The sequence below is a fragment of the Streptomyces sp. CNH189 genome (assembly GCF_000527195.1).
Window position 1 is genome coordinate 20,473 of sequence record NZ_AZUS01000027.1, and the last position, 17,881, is coordinate 38,353.

Here is a 17,881-nt window from a genome sequence, read left to right on the forward strand (position 1 = left end):
CGTCTTACGCCGCTTCGGAAGGATCACCCGTCCGTGGTGGGACGGGACGGACAACGCGGTACCACCGACGTTACCCCTGGTTCGCCCGAAGGGCCGGAGCGTGCCGCTCCGGCCCTTCCGACGGATCGGCTCAGGCCTCCTCGTCGACCCAGCTCATCAGCTTGCGCAGCTGCTTGCCGGTGGTCTCCAGGAGGTGCTCGGAGTCCTGCTTCTTGTACTCGTCGTACTTCTTCAGGCCGCCGTGGTACTCGTCCATCCAGGTCTGGGCGAAGGTGCCGTCCTGGATCTCGGCGAGGACCTTCTTCATCTCGGCCTTGGTGGCGTCGGTGATGATCCGCGGGCCGGTGACGTAGTCGCCCCACTCGGCGGTCTCGGAGATCGACCAGCGCATCTTCTCCAGGCCGCCCTCGTACATGAGGTCCACGATCAGCTTCAGCTCGTGCAGGCACTCGAAGTAGGCGATCTCCGGCTGGTAGCCGGCCTCGGTCAGGGTCTCGAAGCCCGCCTTCACCAGCGCGGCGGTGCCACCGCAGAGGACGGCCTGCTCACCGAACAGGTCGGTCTCGGTCTCCTCGGTGAAGGTCGTCTTGATGACGCCCGCGCGGGTGCCGCCGATGCCCTTGGCGTACGACAGGGCCAGCGCGAAGCCGTTGCCCGTGGCGTCCTGCTCGACGGCCGCGATGCAGGGGACGCCGCGGCCTTCCTCGTACTGGCGGCGCACCAGGTGGCCCGGGCCCTTGGGGGCGACCATGCAGACGTCGACGCCGGCCGGGGGCTTGATGAAGCCGAAGCGGATGTTGAAGCCGTGGCCGAAGAACAGCGCGTCGCCGTCCTTCAGGTTCGGGGCGATGGACTCCTCGTAGACCTGGCCCTGGATCGGGTCCGGGACGAGGATCATGATGACGTCGGCCTCGGCGGCGGCCTCGGACGGGGTCACCACGCGCAGGCCCTGCTCCTCGGCCTTGGCCTTGGACTTGGAGCCCTCGTGCAGACCGACGCGCACGTCGACGCCGGAGTCGCGCAGCGACAGGGCGTGGGCGTGGCCCTGGCTGCCGTACCCGATGACCGCGACCTTGCGGCCCTGGATGATGGACAGGTCGGCGTCGGCGTCGTAGAACAGCTCGGCCACTGGGTTCTCTCCTTGTGTGCGGGTGTTGCGTCCCACCGTATGACGGTGAGGGAGGGGGAAGGTTGGGGGTCTCGCGATGCGGGCGGCCGGCCGTGTCCCGGCCGCCCGTCACTGGTCCTACGCCGACCGGTCCAGAGCGCGCAGCGACCGGTCCGTGATCGAACGGGCACCGCGTCCGATCGCGATCGTGCCGGACTGGACCAGCTCCTTGATGCCGAACGGCTCCAGCATCTTGAGCATGGCGGACAGCTTGTCGCTGCTGCCGGTGGCCTCGATGGTCACGGCCTCCGGGGAGACGTCCACCGTCTTGGCGCGGAAGAGCTGGACGATCTCGACGATCTGGGAGCGCGTCTCGTTGTCGGCGCGCACCTTCACCAGAACGAGTTCGCGCTGGACGGCGTGCCCGGGTTCGAGCTCGACGATCTTCAGCACGTTGACGAGCTTGTTGAGCTGCTTGGTGACCTGCTCCAGCGGGAACTCGTCGACGCTCACCACGATGGTGATGCGGGAGATGTCGGGGTGCTCGGTGACACCCACGGCGAGCGAGTCGATGTTGAAGCCGCGACGGGAGAACAGGGCGGCGATCCGGGCCAGGATGCCGGGGGTGTTCTCCACCAGGACGGAGAGCGTGTGCTTGGACATGATCTCTTCGGTCTCTCTCGCTCAGTCGTCTTCGTTGTCGCCGAAGTCGGGGCGCACGTCCCGGGCGGCCATGATCTCGTCGTTGGAGGTGCCGGCGGCGACCATCGGCCAGACCATCGCGTCCTCGTGGACGATGAAGTCCACCAGGACCGGGCGGTCGTTGATCGAGTTGGCCTCCTCGATGACCTTGTCGAGGTCGGCGGGGTCCTCGCAGCGGATGGCGTAGCAGCCCATGGCCTCGGCCAGCTTCACGAAGTCGGGGACGCGGGTGCCCCTCGCCTCCGGGTTGACGTCGTCGGGGCCGGAGTGCAGAACCGTGTTGGAGTACCGCTGGTTGTAGAAGAGGGTCTGCCACTGGCGGACCATCCCGAGGGCGCCGTTGTTGATGACGGCGACCTTGATCGGGATGTTGTTCAGGGCGCAGGTGGTGAGCTCCTGATTGGTCATCTGGAAGCAGCCGTCGCCGTCGATCGCCCACACCGTGCGGTCGGGCACGCCCGCCTTGGCGCCCATGGCGGCGGGGACCGCGTAGCCCATGGTTCCGGCGCCGCCGGAGTTCAGCCAGGTGGCGGGCTTGTCGTACTGGATGAAGTGGGCGGCCCACATCTGGTGCTGGCCGACACCCGCCGCGAAGACGGTGCCCTCGGGGGCCAGCTGTCCGATGCGCTCGATGACCTGCTGCGGGGAGAGGGAGCCGTCCGCGGGCTGGTCGTAGCCCAGCGGGTAGGTGTCGCGCCAGCGGTTCAGGTCGTTCCACCAGGCCGAGTAGTCGCCGCGGTGGCCCTCGGCGTGCTCCTTCTGGACGGCCTGGATGAGGTCGGCGAGGACCTCGCGGGCGTCACCGACGATCGGCACGTCGGCGGCGCGGTTCTTGCCGATCTCGGCCGGGTCGATGTCGGCGTGGACGATCTTGGCGTGCGGGGCGAAGCTGTCCAGCTTGCCGGTGACGCGGTCGTCGAAGCGGGCTCCGAGGGCGACGATCAGGTCGGCCTTCTGCAGCGCGGTGACGGCGGTGACCGAACCGTGCATGCCCGGCATTCCCACGTGCAGCGGGTGGCCGTCGGGGAATGCGCCGAGCGCCATCAGGGTGGTGGTGACGGGCGCTCCGGTGAGCTCCGCGAGCATCTTCAGCTCGGCGGTGGCGCCTGCCTTGATGACGCCGCCGCCGACGTAGAGGACGGGCCGCCTGGCGGCCGTGATCAGCTTGGCGGCCTCGCGGATCTGCTTGGCGTGCGGCTTGGTGACGGGCCGGTAGCCGGGCAGATCCATGACGGGCGGCCAGGAGAAGGTGGTCTTCGCCTGGAGGATGTCCTTGGGGATGTCCACCAGCACCGGGCCGGGGCGGCCGGTGGAGGCGATGTGGAAGGCCTGCGCGATCGCCTGGGGGATGTCCTCCGCCTTGGTGACCAGGAAGCTGTGCTTGGTGATCGGCATGGTGATGCCGACGATGTCCGCCTCCTGGAAGGCGTCGGTGCCGATCGCCTTGGAGACGACCTGACCGGTGATGGCCACCAGCGGGACGGAGTCCATGTGCGCGTCGGCGATGGGCGTGACCAGGTTGGTGGCGCCCGGGCCCGAGGTCGCCATGCAGACGCCCACCTTGCCGGTGGCCTGCGCGTAACCCGTGGCCGCGTGACCGGCACCCTGCTCATGGCGGACCAGGACGTGGCGCACCCGGGTCGAGTCCATCAGCGGGTCGTAGGCGGGCAGGATCGTGCCGCCGGGGATACCGAATACCGTGTCGGCGCCGACCTCCTCGAGGGAGCGGATGAGGGACTGCGCGCCCGTGACGTGCTCGACGGGGGCGGACTGCTGTCCTCCGGAACGGGGCCGCGGCTGCGGGTGATGGGCCCCGGTGGCCTGCTCGGTCATCGGCATTCTCTTCTCGATGCTGAGGGTTTTTGCGAAGTTCGTGCGGGTTACGCGTGCTGCTCGACAGGTGCCTGTGCAACAAAAAACCCCTCGTGCCGTAAGGCAAGCGAGGGGAGCGCGCCGGGTGGTGGATCGCTGAGCGTTCGTCGCTCAGCGTCAGCCGACGCGCTGTCCAAGTACGAGAATTCGGGTGCGCATGGCACTGACCCTCCCCCCGGCGCACACCCACTGTCAAGTAGGTGGGACGGGAGTCTCATTATGTGAACGGAGTGCCGTACCGCTCTTGAGCACCGCGGTCACCCCGGAGGAGTAGACCGCGGAACCCCCGCCGGCGAGCACCGGTTCGGCCGCACCGTGCGGCACCGGGTAGTGGCCGGCTGCCAGCGCCCGGCGCAGCCGGTACTCGTCCAGCGGCCCGGAGAAGGCCAGACCCTGCCCGTGGGTGCAGCCCATCGCCCGCAGGGCCTCGGCCTGTTCGGGCAGGTCCACGCCGTCGGCCACGGACTGCAGCCCGAGGTCGGAGGCGATCCGCAGCAGCCCGTGAGTGATCTTGTACAGCCGCGCGGACTCCGCCACTCCGTCGACCAGGCTGCGGTCCAGCTTCAGCATGTCGACGGGCAGCCGCCGCAGGGCCGTGATCGCCGCGGGTCCGCTGCCGAAGCCGTCCAGGGCGATCCGCACGCCGAGCCGCTTGAGCACGGTCAGCCGGCGCTCCAGCTCGTCGAGGGAGACCCGGGGGTCGATGTCGGCCAGCTCCACGATCAGCGAGCCGGACGGGAGTCCGTGCCGGGTGAGCAGGGCCTCGATCGAGCCGAGGGGCAGCGACCGGTCCAGCAGCCGGCGGGCACTCAGCCGGACGGCCACCGGTACGGGCAGCCCGGTGGCGTGCCGTTCGGCGGCCTGCTCCACGGCCTCGTCCAGCAGCCAGCGGCCCAGCTCGGCGGTCTTCTCGCTGTCCTCGGCCACGCGCAGGAACTCCGCGGGGGTGAACAGCACGCCCTGCGAGGAACGCCAGCGCGCCTGGGCGCACACCGAGGTGATCCTGCCGTCCGCCAGGCACACCACCGGCTGGTGCAGCAGGGCGAACTCGCCGTGGTGCAGCGCCGCGCGCAGCCGCGTGGCCAGCTCCGCCTTGCGTACGACGTCCTGCTGCATGTGCGGCTCGTACAGCTCCACCCGGCCCTTGCCGGCCGCCTTCGCCCGGTACATCGCGAGGTCGGCGTTGCGCAGCAGCTCGCCCGCGCCGAGTCCCGGCTCGGCGAAGGCGACACCGATGGAGGCGTTGACGCGGACATCGTTGCCGTCGATGAGGTAGGGCTGGGAGAGGGTGACTCTGAGCCGGTCGGCGAGTTCGAGGATGTGCCGCTCGCGGGCGTCCCGGTCACGGACGCCGTCGCCGACGATGAGGGCCGCGAACTCGTCGCCGCCCAGCCGGGACGCGGTGTCACCCTTGCGGACGGCGTCCTGGAGTCTGCGGGCGGCCTGGACGAGCAGTTCGTCGCCCGCCTGGTGTCCGATGGTGTCGTTGACGCCCTTGAAGCCGTCGAGGTCGATGAACAGCACCGCCGTGCCGCGCAGGGCGGCTCCGCGGTCCGAGGCGCGGCGGCCGGAGAGGGCCTGCTGGACGCGGCGGGTGAACAGGGCGCGGTTGGGCAGGTCGGTCAGCGGGTCGTGCTCGGCGTTGTGCTGGAGCTGCGCCTGGAGGCGCACCCGCTCGGTGACGTCACGGCTGTTGAAGATGAGGCCGCCGTGGTGCCGGTTGACCGTCGACTCCACGTTCAGCCAGCCTGCCCCGCCGCCCGAGCGGAAGCGGCACTCGATGCGCGTGGTGGGCTCCTCGACCGGGTCGGCGGCGAGGAACCGGCGCACCTCGTGCACCACGCGGCCCAGGTCCTCGGGATGGATGAGCGCGGCCAGTTCGGTGCCGACCAGGTCCTCCGCCGGGCGGCCGTACACACCGGCGGCGGCCGGGGAGACGTACCGCAGGATGCCGCTGGGCGCCGCGATCATGATGACGTCGCTCGACCCCTGCACCAGGGAGCGGAAGTGGTTCTCCTTCTGCGCCAGTTCCTGGGTGAGGGTGATGTTGTCGAGGAGCATGATGCCCTGGCGCGCGACGAGCGCCAGCGCGACGGTGCCGCCGGTGAGCAGCACGACGCGGTCGACGCTGCGCCCGTTGAGGACGTTGTAGAGGATCCCGAGGGTGCACACGGCCGCCGCCAGGTACGGCGTGAGTGCGGCGAGGGATCCCGCGATGGGCCGCGAGAGCTGGTACCGGCCGGGGTCCTGGCCTGGTGGCGGGGCGTGCTGGTGGTCAGGGGCGCCGCGCCGCCCGGGCAGGTGCTCGCGGACCACGCGCGTGTGCCCCTCGCGCTCCGGTCCACCGCGGCGGGGGGCCGTCCAGGGGGCGTAGGCCAGAAGCAGCGAGCCGGCGAACCAGCCCGCGTCGAGCAGCTGCCCGGAGCGGTAGTCGGCGTGCAGCAGCGGGGAGGTGAACAGGGCGTCGCACATCACGGTGAGCGCGAGCGCCCCGATCGCGGTGTTCACCGCGGAGCGGTTGATCGCCGAGCGCCGGAAGTGCAGTGCCAGCACCATGCTGACGAGGGCGATGTCGAGCAGCGGGTACGCGAGCGACAGCGCCGTGTGCGCGACGCCCGGACCCTCGGCCTGGGCGGCCTGGGCGAGGGCGAGGCTCCACGCCAGGGTCAGCAGCGAGCCGCCGATCAGCCAGGCGTCGAGGCCGAGGCAGACCCATCCGGCCTTGGTCACGGGCCGTTTGGCGAGCACCAGCAGGCCGACGATGGCGGGCGGCGCGAAGCAGAGGAAGAACAGGTCGGCGTAACTGGGGTTCGGCACCTCGCGGTTCAGCACGACCTCGTACCAGCCCCAGACCAGGTTGCCCAGGGAGGCCATGGCCGAGGAGAGGCCGAACAGCAGCCAGGCGGGCCGGTAGCGGGTGCGGCGGCTGCGGGCGTAGACGACGCAGGAGACGGCGGCGGCAGCGGCGGCGGCACTGAGCCCGAAGTCGCCCATGATCAGGGCGAGTCGCTCGGAGCCCCAGCCGCACGCGGCTCCGACGGCGTAGGCGGCGCAGACCAGGGCCAGGACCAGTTGCGCCGCCGGACCGGGCCGGCGGCCGGCGGCGGACACACCGGGCAGCAGCGCCCGCGGGGCGGACGCGGGACGCAGCGCTCCGTCCAGGGTGGAGGACGAGGGCGGCGCGCTCACCGGTCCCTCCCGGTCCGCGCCATGGCCGCGCCCCACGGTCCCCGGTGCGTCCGGGGCCTGGACCGCCGGCCGGTCCACCGGTCGTCGCCGGGGTCGTGGTGAGGCCGGGTGCCGTCGGTCCGGTCGCCGCGCCGGATGTGGTGGCCGCGCCTGTGCGTGTCCGTGCGCCGGTGTCGCCGCCGACGCGTCCGCCGCGTCGGATCGCTCGTCCAGTGGCCGTGCATCGCCCGTCGCCCCCCTCACAGTCTTCGTGTCGCTCCCCCGCGCCGTTGGTCGACGGCGCAGCCCCTGTCGGGACGATACACCAGTATCGTCACTCAGGGACATAGGTCCTCTACGCTCCGTGACGATCAACGGACCGTCGAGTACCCACCGCTCTCGGGGAGTCGCGGACGGTACTCGAAGCGGACTACACGTCTTCCCTTCCCGTCACCAGGATCACGTTGCCGAGCTCCTCGTGGTTCACGTATCGGCGCAACTGGTCGCGGAGCAGACGCTTCGCGCGGGGGAGGAAGGCGGACGTGGGTCCGCCGACGTGCGGGCTGACGAGAACGCCGGGGGCCCGCCACAACGGGTGGTCGGCGGGCAGCGGTTCGGGGTCGGTGACGTCGAGGGCCGCGGTGAGACGGCCGCTCTCCAGCTCGGTGAGCAGGGCCTTGGTGTCGACGACGGGTCCGCGGGCGACGTTGACGAGCAGGGCGCCGTCCTTCATCCGGGCCAGGAATCCGGCGTCGACGAGGTGCCGGGTGCTGTCGGTCAGCGGGGTGGAGAGGACGACGACATCCGCGTCCGGCAGCAAGGAGGGCAGTTCGGTGAGTGGATGCACCGGCCCGCGCTCCGTGGTGCGCGCGGAGCGCGCGACGCGCGCCACCCGCGCGAGTTCGAACGGAACGAGCCGGTCCTCGATGGCCGCGCCGATCGAGCCGTACCCGACGATCAGCACGTTCCGGTCGGCGAGCGCCGGGCGGAAGCCGCCCCGCCACTCCCCCCGGTCCTGGGCCCGCACGAAGTCGGGGATGCCGCGCAGGGAGGCGAGGATCAGGGTGAGCGCGAGCTCCGCGGTGCTGGCCTCGTGCACCCCGCGGGCGTTGCAGAGCGGCACACCCGCCGGCAGGTCCTTCAGTCCCGGCCGCACGTGGTCGATGCCGGCCGACAGGGTCTGCACCGCACGCACGGAACGCATCCGCGGCAGCGGACGCAGGCACACCTCGGCGGACCTCATGTACGGCACGACGTAGAAGGCGCAGTCCGCCGGGTCGGCCGGGAACGCGTCACCGCCGTCCCAGAAGCGGTACCGCGGCCCCTCGGGGAGCCCTTCGATCTCGTCCGGCGGGATGGGGAGCCACACGTCAGCAGTCATGCTCCGGAGGCTAGTTCAGGCGTTCGCGGACGCAGAGGTTAGGTTGGGGGGCCGGAGAGGGAGGGTCACGAGCAGGTGGAGCGCAGGACGATCGGCGCGGCGGCGCTCGCGGTGGGTGCCGTAGGACTCGGGTGCATGCCGATGAGCTGGGCCTACAGCACGTCCAGGCAGCGCGGCGAGGAGTCGCTGAAAGCGGTGCACCGGGCGCTGGACGCGGGCTCGTCCCTCCTCGACACCGCCGACATGTACGGGCCGTTCACCAACGAGCTGCTGCTCGGGCGGGTGCTGAGGGAGCGGCGCGCCGACGCCTTCGTGTCGACCAAGGTCGGACTGCTGGTGGGCGACCAGCACATCGTGGCCAACGGCCGCCCGGGGTACGTCCGACGGGCCTGCGACGCGTCGCTGCGCCGGCTGCAGACCGACGTGATCGACCTCTACCAGCTGCACCGCGCCGACCCGGAGGTGCCGGTCGAGGAGACCTGGGGCGCGATGGCGGAGCTGGTGCGGGCGGGGAAGGTACGGGCGCTGGGGCTGTGCGCGGTCGGGGCGCGTTCGTCGCGGCGGCCGGGGGCGCGGCTGCACGACGCGACGATCCGGCAGCTGGAGCGGGTGCAGCAGGTCTTCCCGGTCAGCGCGGTGGAGGCGGAGCTCTCGGTCTGGTCGCCGGAGGCGCTGGAGCACCTGTTGCCGTGGTGCGCGTCGCGGGGCGTCGGCTTCCTGGCGGCGATGCCGCTGGGCAACGGCTTCCTGACCGGCACGCTGACCCCCGGCGTGGGGTTCGAGGCGGACGACCTGCGCGCCCGGCACCCCCGCTTCACGGCCGAGATGATGGCCGCGAACCAGCCGATCGTGGTGGGTCTGCGCCGGATCGCGCGCCGGCACGGGGAGCACGTCACCCCGGCGCAGGTGGCGCTGGCCTGGGTGCTGAGCCGGGGCCGCCAGGTGATCCCGGTGCCGGGTACGAAGCGGGAGCGGTGGGTCACGGAGAACGCGGCCGCGGCGGACCTGCGCCTGACGGAACGGGACCTCGCGGAGATCGCGGCCCTTCCGGCGGCGCTTGGGTCCTGGGACTGAGCGGGCACGCGTCACCGGCCGGGGGGCGAACCGTCGTGACCGGTGGCCGACGGTGGCCAGGTGGCGGGCGGGGCCGGATGCCCGGCGGGGCGCCCCGGGTGCCGGCCCGGGGTTCGGCCCGGGCGAAGCGGGAACCTGAGAGGCGCGAGCGGTGTATGACAGACAGAACCCGCCGCGTCGAAGGGACGAGATCGTGCAACGACGAGCCGTGACGGCCGTGCTGGCCGCCGCCGCGCTCCTGCTGACGGCCGGCTGCTCCTCCGAGGAGGGAGCACCGCCGGACCGGGACGGCACCGCCTCCACCGCCGCGGCGGCCCCCTCCTCGCCTTCCGGGAAGGCCGAGGAGACTCCGCCCGCGAAGGGCTCGGTGACCGTCGTCCGCACGGTGGCGACGGGACTGAGCACGCCCTGGGGCCTGGCACCGCTGCCGGACGGCGACCTCCTGGTGTCCTCCCGGGACGACGCCACGATCACCCGGGTCGACGGGAAGACCGGGAGGAAGACCGAGCTGGGCGAGGTGCCCGGGGTCTCGCCCGAGGGCGAGGGCGGTCTGCTGGGCATCGCCCTGTCGCCCGAGTTCGCCTCGGACCACATGATCTACGCCTACTTCACCTCCGCCTCCGACAACCGCGTCGTGCGCATGCTGTACACCGAGCGGAAGCCGGCCGGCGAGCAGCTGGGGGCTCCCGACACGGTCTTCCGGGGCATCCCCAAGGGATTCGTGCACAACGGCGGACGGATCGCCTTCGGCCCGGACCGCATGCTCTACGCGGGCACGGGCGAGAGCGGCGACACGGGCCTGTCCCAGGACAAGGAGTCCCTGGGCGGCAAGATCCTGCGGATGACCCCGGACGGCGAACCGGCCCCGGGCAACCCGTTCCCCGACTCCCCCGTGTACTCCTACGGCCACCGCAATGTGCAGGGCCTGGCCTGGGACCGTGAACAGCGGCTGTTCGCCTCGGAGTTCGGCCAGGAGACCTGGGACGAGCTGAACGCCGTCGCGCCGGGCGACAACTACGGCTGGCCGGAGGCGGAGGGCCACTCCGACGAGGGCGGTTTCCACAACCCGATCGCCCAGTGGAGCACCGACGAGGCGTCCCCCAGCGGCATCGCGTACGCCGAGGGCTCCGTCTGGATGGCGGGCCTGGGCGGAGACCGGCTGTGGCGCGTACCGCTCAAGGGGACGGAGGCCTCCGCGGACCCGCAGGCCTTCCTGGAGGACGAGTACGGCCGGCTGCGGACCGTGGTCGCCGCGGGCGGCGACCGGCTGTGGCTGGTGACCAGCAACACGGACGGCCGGGGCGACCCGAAGGACGACGACGACCGCATCCTGGAGCTCCGGGTGAGCTAGCTTCCGGGTCGCTCCTCCTCGGAGGCGTCCTCGGCGTCCTCGGCGTCCTCCGCCGAGGGCGCCGGCCGGCGGACGGTGACCTTCCCGGACGCGAGGTCCACCGGCCCGCGTCCGGGGTCGGCGTCACCGACGTCCTCCCGGCTCAGCTCCAGGCGCTTGCGTTCGTCGTCGCCGTGCTTGCGTCCGGGGGCGAACAGCTCCTCGAAGGCGTTGAACATCGCTCCCCTTCCCAGGGCCACGGGTGCCGGGCCGCTCGCGTCCTACACCGATTGTCGCGCGGTCTCCCGCTGTCCGGCTCCGGCCGGTACCAGGCCTACCCGGTGGGCCACCGCCGCCGCCTCGCCGCGGCCGGAGACGCCCAGCTTGGCGAGGATGTTCGAGACGTGGACGCTGGCCGTCTTCGGCGAGATGAAGAGTTCCTCGGCGATACGGCGGTTGGTGTGTCCGGCGGCCACCAGGCGCAGGACGTCCCGCTCCCGGCTGGTCAGCCCGAGCGCCTCGGCCGGGTCGGCCGGAGCCGGGGGCGTCTCCTCGCGCGGGGCGGGCGTCAGCGTCAGGCGCCCGCGCCGGGCCAGCAGCGCGGCCTCGCGTGCCAGCGGCGCCGCGCCGAGGTGACCGGCGACGGCGTCCACCAGCCGCAGCAGTTCGGTGGCGCGGGCCCGCTCGTCCTCGCCCGCGCCGGCGGCCAGCAGCGCCTCGGCGAGACGCAGGCGGACACAGGCGAGGTCGTAGGGCCGCCCCAGCGGTTCCGTCGCGGCCACCGCCTCGGACCACGCGTCGGGCTCGGTCCTGCCGTCGGCGCGCAGCAGTTCGGCGCGCAGCCACAGGTCGTGGGCCGTCCACAGGGGGACTCCGGTGGCCAGGCGTTTCGCCGCGCCGCGGATGCGGTCGAGGACCTGCGCGCGGCCGGCCTCGGTCTCCGGGTCGCCGTACCGGTCGGCCTCGGCGGTGGCGGCGGCGAGCAGCAGGGGCCAGCCGTAGCGCTGGGTGCCGGGCGGGAAGCCGGTGCTCAGGGCGTCGAACAGCTGGGCGCGGGCCTCGTCGACGCGGCCTTCGGCGGCGGCGATGCGGAGGGCCACCCATGTCATCGGCAGGGCGTACTGCGGCATCGGGTCGTGGGTGCCGAACCGGGCGCGGGCCTCGGCGAGGCGGCGGACCGCCCCGGCGGTGTCCCCCCGGACGTGGGCCAGGTGCGCCAGGCGGATCGAACCGCCGGCGCGTGGCTTGGCGCCCTGCCCGGGTCGCTGCGCGTGGGTCGCGGCCTGCTCGGCCTCGTCCCAGCGGCCCACGGAGATGAGGGACTCGGCGAGGTTGCCGTACATCCAGCCCTCGGGGTCCACCAGTCCGAGCCGCCGGGTGACCCGGACGCCCTCCTCGAGCAGCCGCACGGCCTCCTCGGACCGGCCGACGCCCTCGAGCACGGAGGGCAGGTTGACGAAGGCGCGCGCCACCACCGTGTCGACGCCGAGTTCGGTGGCCCGTTCCTTGACCTCGTACAGCTCGGCCAGTCCGGCGTCGATGTCACCGGCGTCGACCATGAGGCCGCCGAGGGTCAGCCGGGCGTTGAGCTCGATGTCGTGGGCGCCGACCATGCGGGCGTACTCGACGGCGCGTTCCGCGGCGGTCATGGCGTCCGCGCCGGGTTCGTGCAGCATCGACCAGCCGGCCGCGGAGGCCAGCACCTCGGCGTGCACCTCGGAGGGCGGCAGTCCGCGCACCAGTTCCCGCGCGGTGCCGAGCTCGTCCCAGCCGTCGCCGCGGGAGAGCGCCTGGGTGAGCCGGGAGCGCTGCACCCAGAACCACGCGGCGCGCAGCGGGTCGGGGTCCTCGTCGAGGAGACGCAGCGCCCGCTTGGTGATCTTCAGGGCGCGTTCGCGTTCCCCGCACAGGCGGCCGGCGACGGCGGCCTCCGCCATGAGGTCGAGATAGCGCAGCGGCCTGCCCCCGGCGTCGTGGCCGTCGGACGCCCCGTCGTGTCCTGCCGGCACCGGGCAGGGGTAGGTCTCGGCGTGGTCGAGCGGGCGCAGTGCGGCGCGCACGGCGTCGGGGACGCCGTCCCACAGCTCCATCGCCCGCTCCAGCAGCCGCAGTTGTTCGGCGTAGGCGTGCCGTCTGCGAGCCTCGACGGAGGCGTCGAGGACGGCGGGCAGGGCCTTGGCGGCGTCGTGGGCGTGGTACCAGTAGCTGGCCAGCCGGGTCGCCCGCTCGTCGGCGGGGACGAGGGCGGGGTCGGCCTCCAGGGCCTCGGCGAAGCGGCGGTTGAGGCGGGAGCGCTCGCCGGGCAGCAGGTCGTCGCTGACGGCCTCACGGACCAGGGAGTGCCGGAAGCGGTAGCCGTCGCGCTCGGGGGCGGGGGTGAGGATGCTGGCGTTGACGCCCGCGCGCAGGGCCTCGATGAGCTCGTCCTCGTCGAGTCCGGCGACGGCGGCGAGCAGCCGGTCCTCGACGGCGGAGCCGCCCTCGGCGACGATCCGGGCCACCCGCTGGGCGTTCTCCGGGAGTGTCTCGACCCGGACCAGGAGCAGGTCGCGCAGGGAGTCGGTGAGGCCGGTGCGGCAGCCCTCGTGGGCGGCGACGGCGAGTTCCTCGACGAAGAAGGCGTTGCCGTCGGAGCGTTCGAAGATGTCGTCGACGTGGTGCGGCTCGGGTTCGCGGGCGAGGATGCCGGCGATCTGCCGGTGCACCTCCGCGCGGTTGAAGCGGCGCAGTTCGACGCGGAGCACGGTGCGCAGCCGGTCGAGCTCGGCGAGCAGGGGGCGCAGCGGGTGGCGGCGGTGGATGTCGTCGGAGCGGTAGGTGGCGAGGACGACGAGGCGGCCGGTGCGCAGGGTGCGGAACAGGTAGGCGAGCAGGTGGCGGGTGGAGGCGTCGGCCCAGTGCAGGTCCTCCAGGACGAGGACGACGGTGTGCTCGGCGGCGACCCGTTCCAGCAGGCGGGCGGTGAGCTCGAAGAGGCGGGCCATACCCTGTTCGTCGCGGCGGGCCTGGCGGGCGGCGGCGGTGCCGAGTTCGGGCAGCAGGCGGGCCAGTTCCTCCTCCTGGCCCGAGGCGGCGGCCGCGAGCTGCTCGGGGAGCTCCCGGCGCAGCTGGCGCAGGGCGGTGGAGAACGGGGCGAAGGGCAGCCCGTCGGCGCCGATCTCCACGCAGCCGCCGACGGCGACGACCGCGCCCCGGTCACGGGCCGCGGCGGCGAACTCCTCCACGAGGCGGGTCTTGCCCACCCCGGCCTCGCCGCCGATCAGGAGCGCCTGCGGTTCGCCGGCGCCGGCGCGGGTGAACACGTCGTACAGAGTGGCGAGTTCGACGGAGCGGCCGACGAACACGGGACTGACGGACTTGGTCTCCACGCCCCTGAGCATCGCACGCGCGTCCGGCGTCGGCGCAGCGGTTTTCCCGTCCCGGCGCACCGGCACGACATCGCCTCCTCGAAACCATGTGGTCACGGCGGCCGAAAGGGGCGGCGGCCGCATTCGGCGCGGCCGCCGCCCCGGTACGTGTGTCACGCGGCCCGGGCGAACCAGGACCGTCGCCGGGTATGGCTCTCGGGCTCGGCGCCGCGTGCCGCGCTTCCGCGGCGGGCGGCGCGGCGGCCCCGCACGGCCTCACGGGCGCGGCGCTCGGTCGCGGCCCTGCGGACGAGGTCGTCGTGGCGGAGCCGGTACAGCTCGTGTTCCCACATGGTGTTCCCCCTGGGAGTCGGTGTCGACGTCGCTTTCTGCGATGCCTCCACCTTCGTCCCCGAGGCGGGTCCGCCACATCGGGAGAGTTCCATATCTTGGGGCGGGCGCGATGCCTTAGATGGTGTGCCTCAGGCGGGCCGGGGGCCTTAGGCACCTCCTCAGCCGGTCGCGGGGAGCCCCAGAAGGACGTCGGTGTACTTGAGGACCGCCAGCAGCAGTCCTACGACACCGAGGGCGACGCCGGCCCAGGCGACCGACTTGATCCAGGGTGCCTGCGCGGTGCGGCCGGGCGTGCCGAACGCGGGCCGCACGAGCACCACCGCGCCCACGATCAGCGCGGTGAGGGCGAAGAGGCCGCCCCACAGGGCGCTGGTGTGCCAGGCGTCGCCGTAGATCTCCTTGACCTGGGTGGCGACGCCCGCGTCGGCGGCGGTCCGCAGCTGGCCGGTCAGGGTCTCGCGTGCGGCGGCCACCGTGCCCAGCCAGCTGCCGGTGAGCGAGACGACGCCGAGCGCCGCGGAGACGACCGCGGCGGCGCCCTGTCCGACCCCGGACGGGCCCTCGGCCGGTTCGACGCGGTCCTCGGCGGCGGGTTCCCCGGGCTGTTCCGTCACCTGCCCGTCAGGCCCGGCCGTGGTCGCGGTCGTGATTCCGGTTTCGGTCTCGTCCTCTGTTTTCGTTCCCATGTCCCGCACCGTACGGACGGCGTCTGAGATTCCGCTTAACGCGGGTCCGGGTGCTCCTCACGGGCGCGCCACTCGGGGGCGAGGACGGACCAGACCTCCAGGTCGTGCCGTACGCCGTGGTGCAGGTGGGCCGAGCGGCGGACGCCGTCCCGGGTCATGCCGAGCCGGCGGGCGACGGCGATGCTGGCCGTGTTGCCGGACGCGGCGACCCATTCGACCCGGTGGATCCCACGCTGCTCGACGGCCCAGTCGATGAGCACGCGCATCGCGCGGGTGACCAGTCCCCGTCCGGTGGCGGCGGGCTCCAGCCAGCAGCCGACCTCGCAGGTGCCGTTCGCGGCGTCGAAGTTCAGCGTGAGCACCCCGCCGACCAGCGTGCCGTCCAGCCACAGCCCGTGCACCGAGGCGGTGTCGGCGGCGCGCATGTCGGCGTACCGCTGGAGCGCCTCACGGGCCGTGGTGACGTCCGTGGCCCGGGAGCCGAAGGGGATGTACCGGTTGACGAAGTCCCGGCCCCGCTCCAGGTGGGCGAGGAACTCCTCGGCGTGCCACGGCTCCAGCGGGCGCAGTTCGGCGCCGTCGTCACCCAGTCGTATCGCGTACATCCCGCTGCCGCTCCTCCTCCGCCAGCACGTCCGCCACCCCGGCGTCCGTGACGGCGGCCAGCCTCTCATGGGCGGCGCGGCACTCGGGCGGCTCGATGCTGATCCGGGGCAGGAACCGGTCCAGCCACTTGGGCAGCCACCAGTTGGCGCCGCCGAGGAGATGCATCAGGGCGGGCACGAGCAGGGTGCGCAGGATGAAGGCGTCCAGGGCGACGGCCGCGGCGAGGGCGATGCCGAACATGGCGATCACGCGGTCACCGCTCAGCACGAAGGCGAGGAACACCGAGATCATGATGACGGCGGCGGAGTTGATCACGCGGCTGGTCTCGGCGAGGCCGACGCGGACGGCACGGCGGTTGTCGCCGGTCTCCAGCCACTCCTCGTACATCCGGCTCACCAGGAACACCTGGTAGTCCATGGACAGCCCGAAGAGCACGGACACCATGATCACGGGCAGGAAGGGTTCGATGGGGCCCGCGCGGCCGAGGCCGAGCAGTTCGCTCCCCCAGCCCCATTGGAAGATCATCACGACCACGCCGAAGGCGCCGGCGACGGCGGCCACGTTCATCGCGGCGGCCTTGAGCGGTATGCCGATGGACCGGAAGGCGAGCAGCAGGAGCAGACAGCCCAGGCTGATCACGACGCCGACGAACAGCGGCAGCTTGCCGACGATGACGGAGGCGAAGTCGTCGTAGCCGGCCGTCACGCCCCCGACCTGCAGGTCGAGCGAGGTGCCCGACTCGGCCCGGGGCAGCACGTCCTCCCGCAGCCGGTCGACCAGGTCGCTGGTCTGCTTGGACTGCGGGGACGACTCGGGTACGACGGTGAGGAAGGCGGTGTCGCCGCCCTGGTTGTACGTCACCGGTGACGCCGAGGCGACCCCCTCGGTGGTGCGCAGGGTGGCGTCGAGGTTGTCCAGGGCGAGCCGGTCGGGGGCGCCGTCGACCTTGGTGACCAGGGTGAGCGGTCCGTTCACGCCCGGGCCGAAGCCGTCGGCGAGCAGGTCGTAGGCCTGGCGGGTGGTGGAGGTCTTGGGGTCGTTGCCCTGGTCGGAGGTGCCCAGGTGCAGCGAGAAGGTGGGCAGCGCGAGGACGGCCATCGCGACGACGGCGATCGCGCCGAGCAGCTTGGGGTGGCGCTCCACGAACGCCGACCAGCGGGCGGCGAACCCGGTGGGTATCTCCGGCTCGGGGCCGTGCTCGGCCAGCCGGCGCCGCTCGCGGCGGCTGAGCGCCCGGGTGCCGATCAGCGACAGCAGGGCGGGCAGCAGGGTGACGGAGGCGCCGACGGTGAGCACCACGGTGAGCGAGGCGGCCACGGCCACGCCGTTGAGGAAGTTCAGGCGCAGGATCAGCATGCCCAGCAGGGCGATGCACACGGTCGCACCCGCGAACACCACGGCCCGGCCGGTGGTGGCGACGGCGTTGGTGGCGGCCTCGGTGACGCTCAGGCCGCGCTTCAGTCCGCGCCGGTGCCGGGTGACGATGAACAGCGCGTAGTCGATGCCCACGCCGAGCCCGATCAGCAGCCCGAGCATGGGTGCGAAGTCCGCGACGGTCATCAGGTGGCCGAGCAGGACGATGCCCGCGTAGGCGGTGCCGACGCTGACCAGCGCGGTGGCGATCGGCAGCAGCGAGGCGGCGAGCGAGCCGAAGGCGAGGAAGAGCACCACGGCCGCGACGGCCACGCCGACGATCTCGGCCATGTGCCCGCCGGACGGCTCGCTCAGCTCGACGGCGCTGCCGCCCAGATCGACGCTCAGGCCGTCGGTCTCGGCGGCCTTGGCCTCCTTGACCACGGCACCGGCCTGACCTGGGGACATGTCCTTGGTCTGCTGCTCGAAGGCCACCGTGGCGTAGGCGGTGCGGCCGTCCTGGCTGATCTGTCCGGCGCCCCCGTCGGCGTACGGGGTGCTGACGGAGGCGATGCCGGGCAGGTCCGCGATGCGGTCGAGGGTGCGGGTCATGGTCTGCTCGACGTCGCTGTCCCGGACCGTGCCGGACGAGGTGTGCCAGACCACGCTGTCGCTGTCGCCCCCGAGGCCCGGGAAGCCTTCCTTCAGCAGCTCGGTGGCGCGCCCCGACTCGGTGCCGGGCACCTTGTAGTCGTTCGAGTAGGCGGAGCCGGCGACGAAGGCGCCCGCCGCGATTCCGACCAGGGCGAGGAGCCACAGCAGAACGGTGAACAAACGGCGTTGAACGCACCAACGTGCTAGGGCTGCCACAGGCGTGCTCCCGGTATGGCTCGGGGTGGA

General features: G+C 72.6%; 13 protein-coding genes. 2 read left to right on the top strand and 11 right to left on the bottom strand.

Going from position 1 to position 17,881, the window contains the following annotated elements:
- Positions 1 to 130: 130 nt before the first annotated feature.
- The 5 genes from ilvC to B100_RS0129765 all read right to left on the bottom strand — a co-directional run bounded on the left by ilvC (position 131) and on the right by B100_RS0129765 (position 8,231).
- A complete protein-coding gene (gene ilvC, locus B100_RS0129745) occupies positions 131 to 1,129 on the bottom strand; it encodes a ketol-acid reductoisomerase (RefSeq protein ID WP_024888026.1) in 999 nt (332 codons plus the stop codon).
- Positions 1,130 to 1,246: 117 nt separating this feature from the next.
- Positions 1,247 to 1,771: an acetolactate synthase small subunit gene (gene ilvN / locus B100_RS0129750; protein WP_024888027.1), complete on the bottom strand. Its 525-nt coding sequence runs from the start codon at positions 1,769 to 1,771 to the stop codon at positions 1,247 to 1,249.
- Positions 1,772 to 1,792: 21 nt separating this feature from the next.
- The gene (locus B100_RS0129755) at positions 1,793 to 3,643 is read right to left on the bottom strand and encodes an acetolactate synthase large subunit (protein WP_024888028.1); all 1,851 of its coding nucleotides are present in this window, start codon (positions 3,641 to 3,643) and stop codon (positions 1,793 to 1,795) included.
- Positions 3,644 to 3,874: 231 nt separating this feature from the next.
- Positions 3,875 to 6,871 carry an EAL domain-containing protein gene (locus tag B100_RS0129760; protein ID WP_024888029.1) on the bottom strand — a complete coding sequence of 999 codons (2,997 nt, stop codon included), beginning with the start codon at positions 6,869 to 6,871 and terminating at the stop codon, positions 3,875 to 3,877.
- Between the two features lie 409 nt (positions 6,872 to 7,280).
- Positions 7,281 to 8,231, bottom strand: a complete 951-nt coding sequence (locus tag B100_RS0129765) for a 2-hydroxyacid dehydrogenase (protein ID WP_106967125.1) — start codon at positions 8,229 to 8,231, stop codon at positions 7,281 to 7,283.
- 75 nt (positions 8,232 to 8,306) lie between these two features.
- Between B100_RS0129765 and B100_RS0129770 the strand changes: the two genes are divergently transcribed.
- Together B100_RS0129770 and B100_RS34450 are read left to right on the top strand one after the other, a co-directional pair.
- Entirely contained in the window at positions 8,307 to 9,305 is a 999-nt protein-coding gene (locus B100_RS0129770) for an aldo/keto reductase (protein ID WP_024888031.1), read from the top strand.
- A gap of 208 nt (positions 9,306 to 9,513) precedes the next feature.
- Positions 9,514 to 10,656 (top strand): PQQ-dependent sugar dehydrogenase, encoded by a 1,143-nt coding sequence (locus B100_RS34450; RefSeq protein ID WP_037723786.1) that lies wholly within the window; start codon positions 9,514 to 9,516, stop codon positions 10,654 to 10,656.
- Here the strand turns inward: B100_RS34450 and B100_RS0129780 are convergent.
- The 6 genes from B100_RS0129780 to B100_RS0129805 all read right to left on the bottom strand — a co-directional run bounded on the left by B100_RS0129780 (position 10,653) and on the right by B100_RS0129805 (position 17,851).
- The gene (locus tag B100_RS0129780) at positions 10,653 to 10,874 is read right to left on the bottom strand and encodes a DUF6191 domain-containing protein (RefSeq protein ID WP_024888032.1); all 222 of its coding nucleotides are present in this window, start codon (positions 10,872 to 10,874) and stop codon (positions 10,653 to 10,655) included. The two genes, B100_RS34450 and B100_RS0129780, sit on opposite strands and share 4 nt — an antisense overlap.
- A gap of 42 nt (positions 10,875 to 10,916) precedes the next feature.
- Positions 10,917 to 14,015 carry a helix-turn-helix transcriptional regulator gene (locus B100_RS0129785; protein ID WP_024888033.1) on the bottom strand — a complete coding sequence of 1,033 codons (3,099 nt, stop codon included), beginning with the start codon at positions 14,013 to 14,015 and terminating at the stop codon, positions 10,917 to 10,919.
- Between the two features lie 140 nt (positions 14,016 to 14,155).
- Positions 14,156 to 14,335, bottom strand: coding sequence for a hypothetical protein (locus B100_RS0129790; RefSeq protein WP_024888034.1), 180 nt, complete (start codon positions 14,333 to 14,335; stop codon positions 14,156 to 14,158).
- Between the two features lie 159 nt (positions 14,336 to 14,494).
- Complete coding sequence (locus B100_RS0129795) at positions 14,495 to 15,022, bottom strand: hypothetical protein (RefSeq protein ID WP_024888035.1); 528 nt, start codon at positions 15,020 to 15,022, stop codon at positions 14,495 to 14,497.
- Between the two features lie 35 nt (positions 15,023 to 15,057).
- The gene (locus B100_RS0129800) at positions 15,058 to 15,627 is read right to left on the bottom strand and encodes a GNAT family N-acetyltransferase (RefSeq protein ID WP_024888036.1); all 570 of its coding nucleotides are present in this window, start codon (positions 15,625 to 15,627) and stop codon (positions 15,058 to 15,060) included.
- Entirely contained in the window at positions 15,605 to 17,851 is a 2,247-nt protein-coding gene (locus B100_RS0129805) for an MMPL family transporter (protein WP_024888037.1), read from the bottom strand. Before B100_RS0129805 ends, B100_RS0129800 begins: the two co-directional genes overlap by 23 nt.
- Positions 17,852 to 17,881 lie beyond the last annotated feature (30 nt).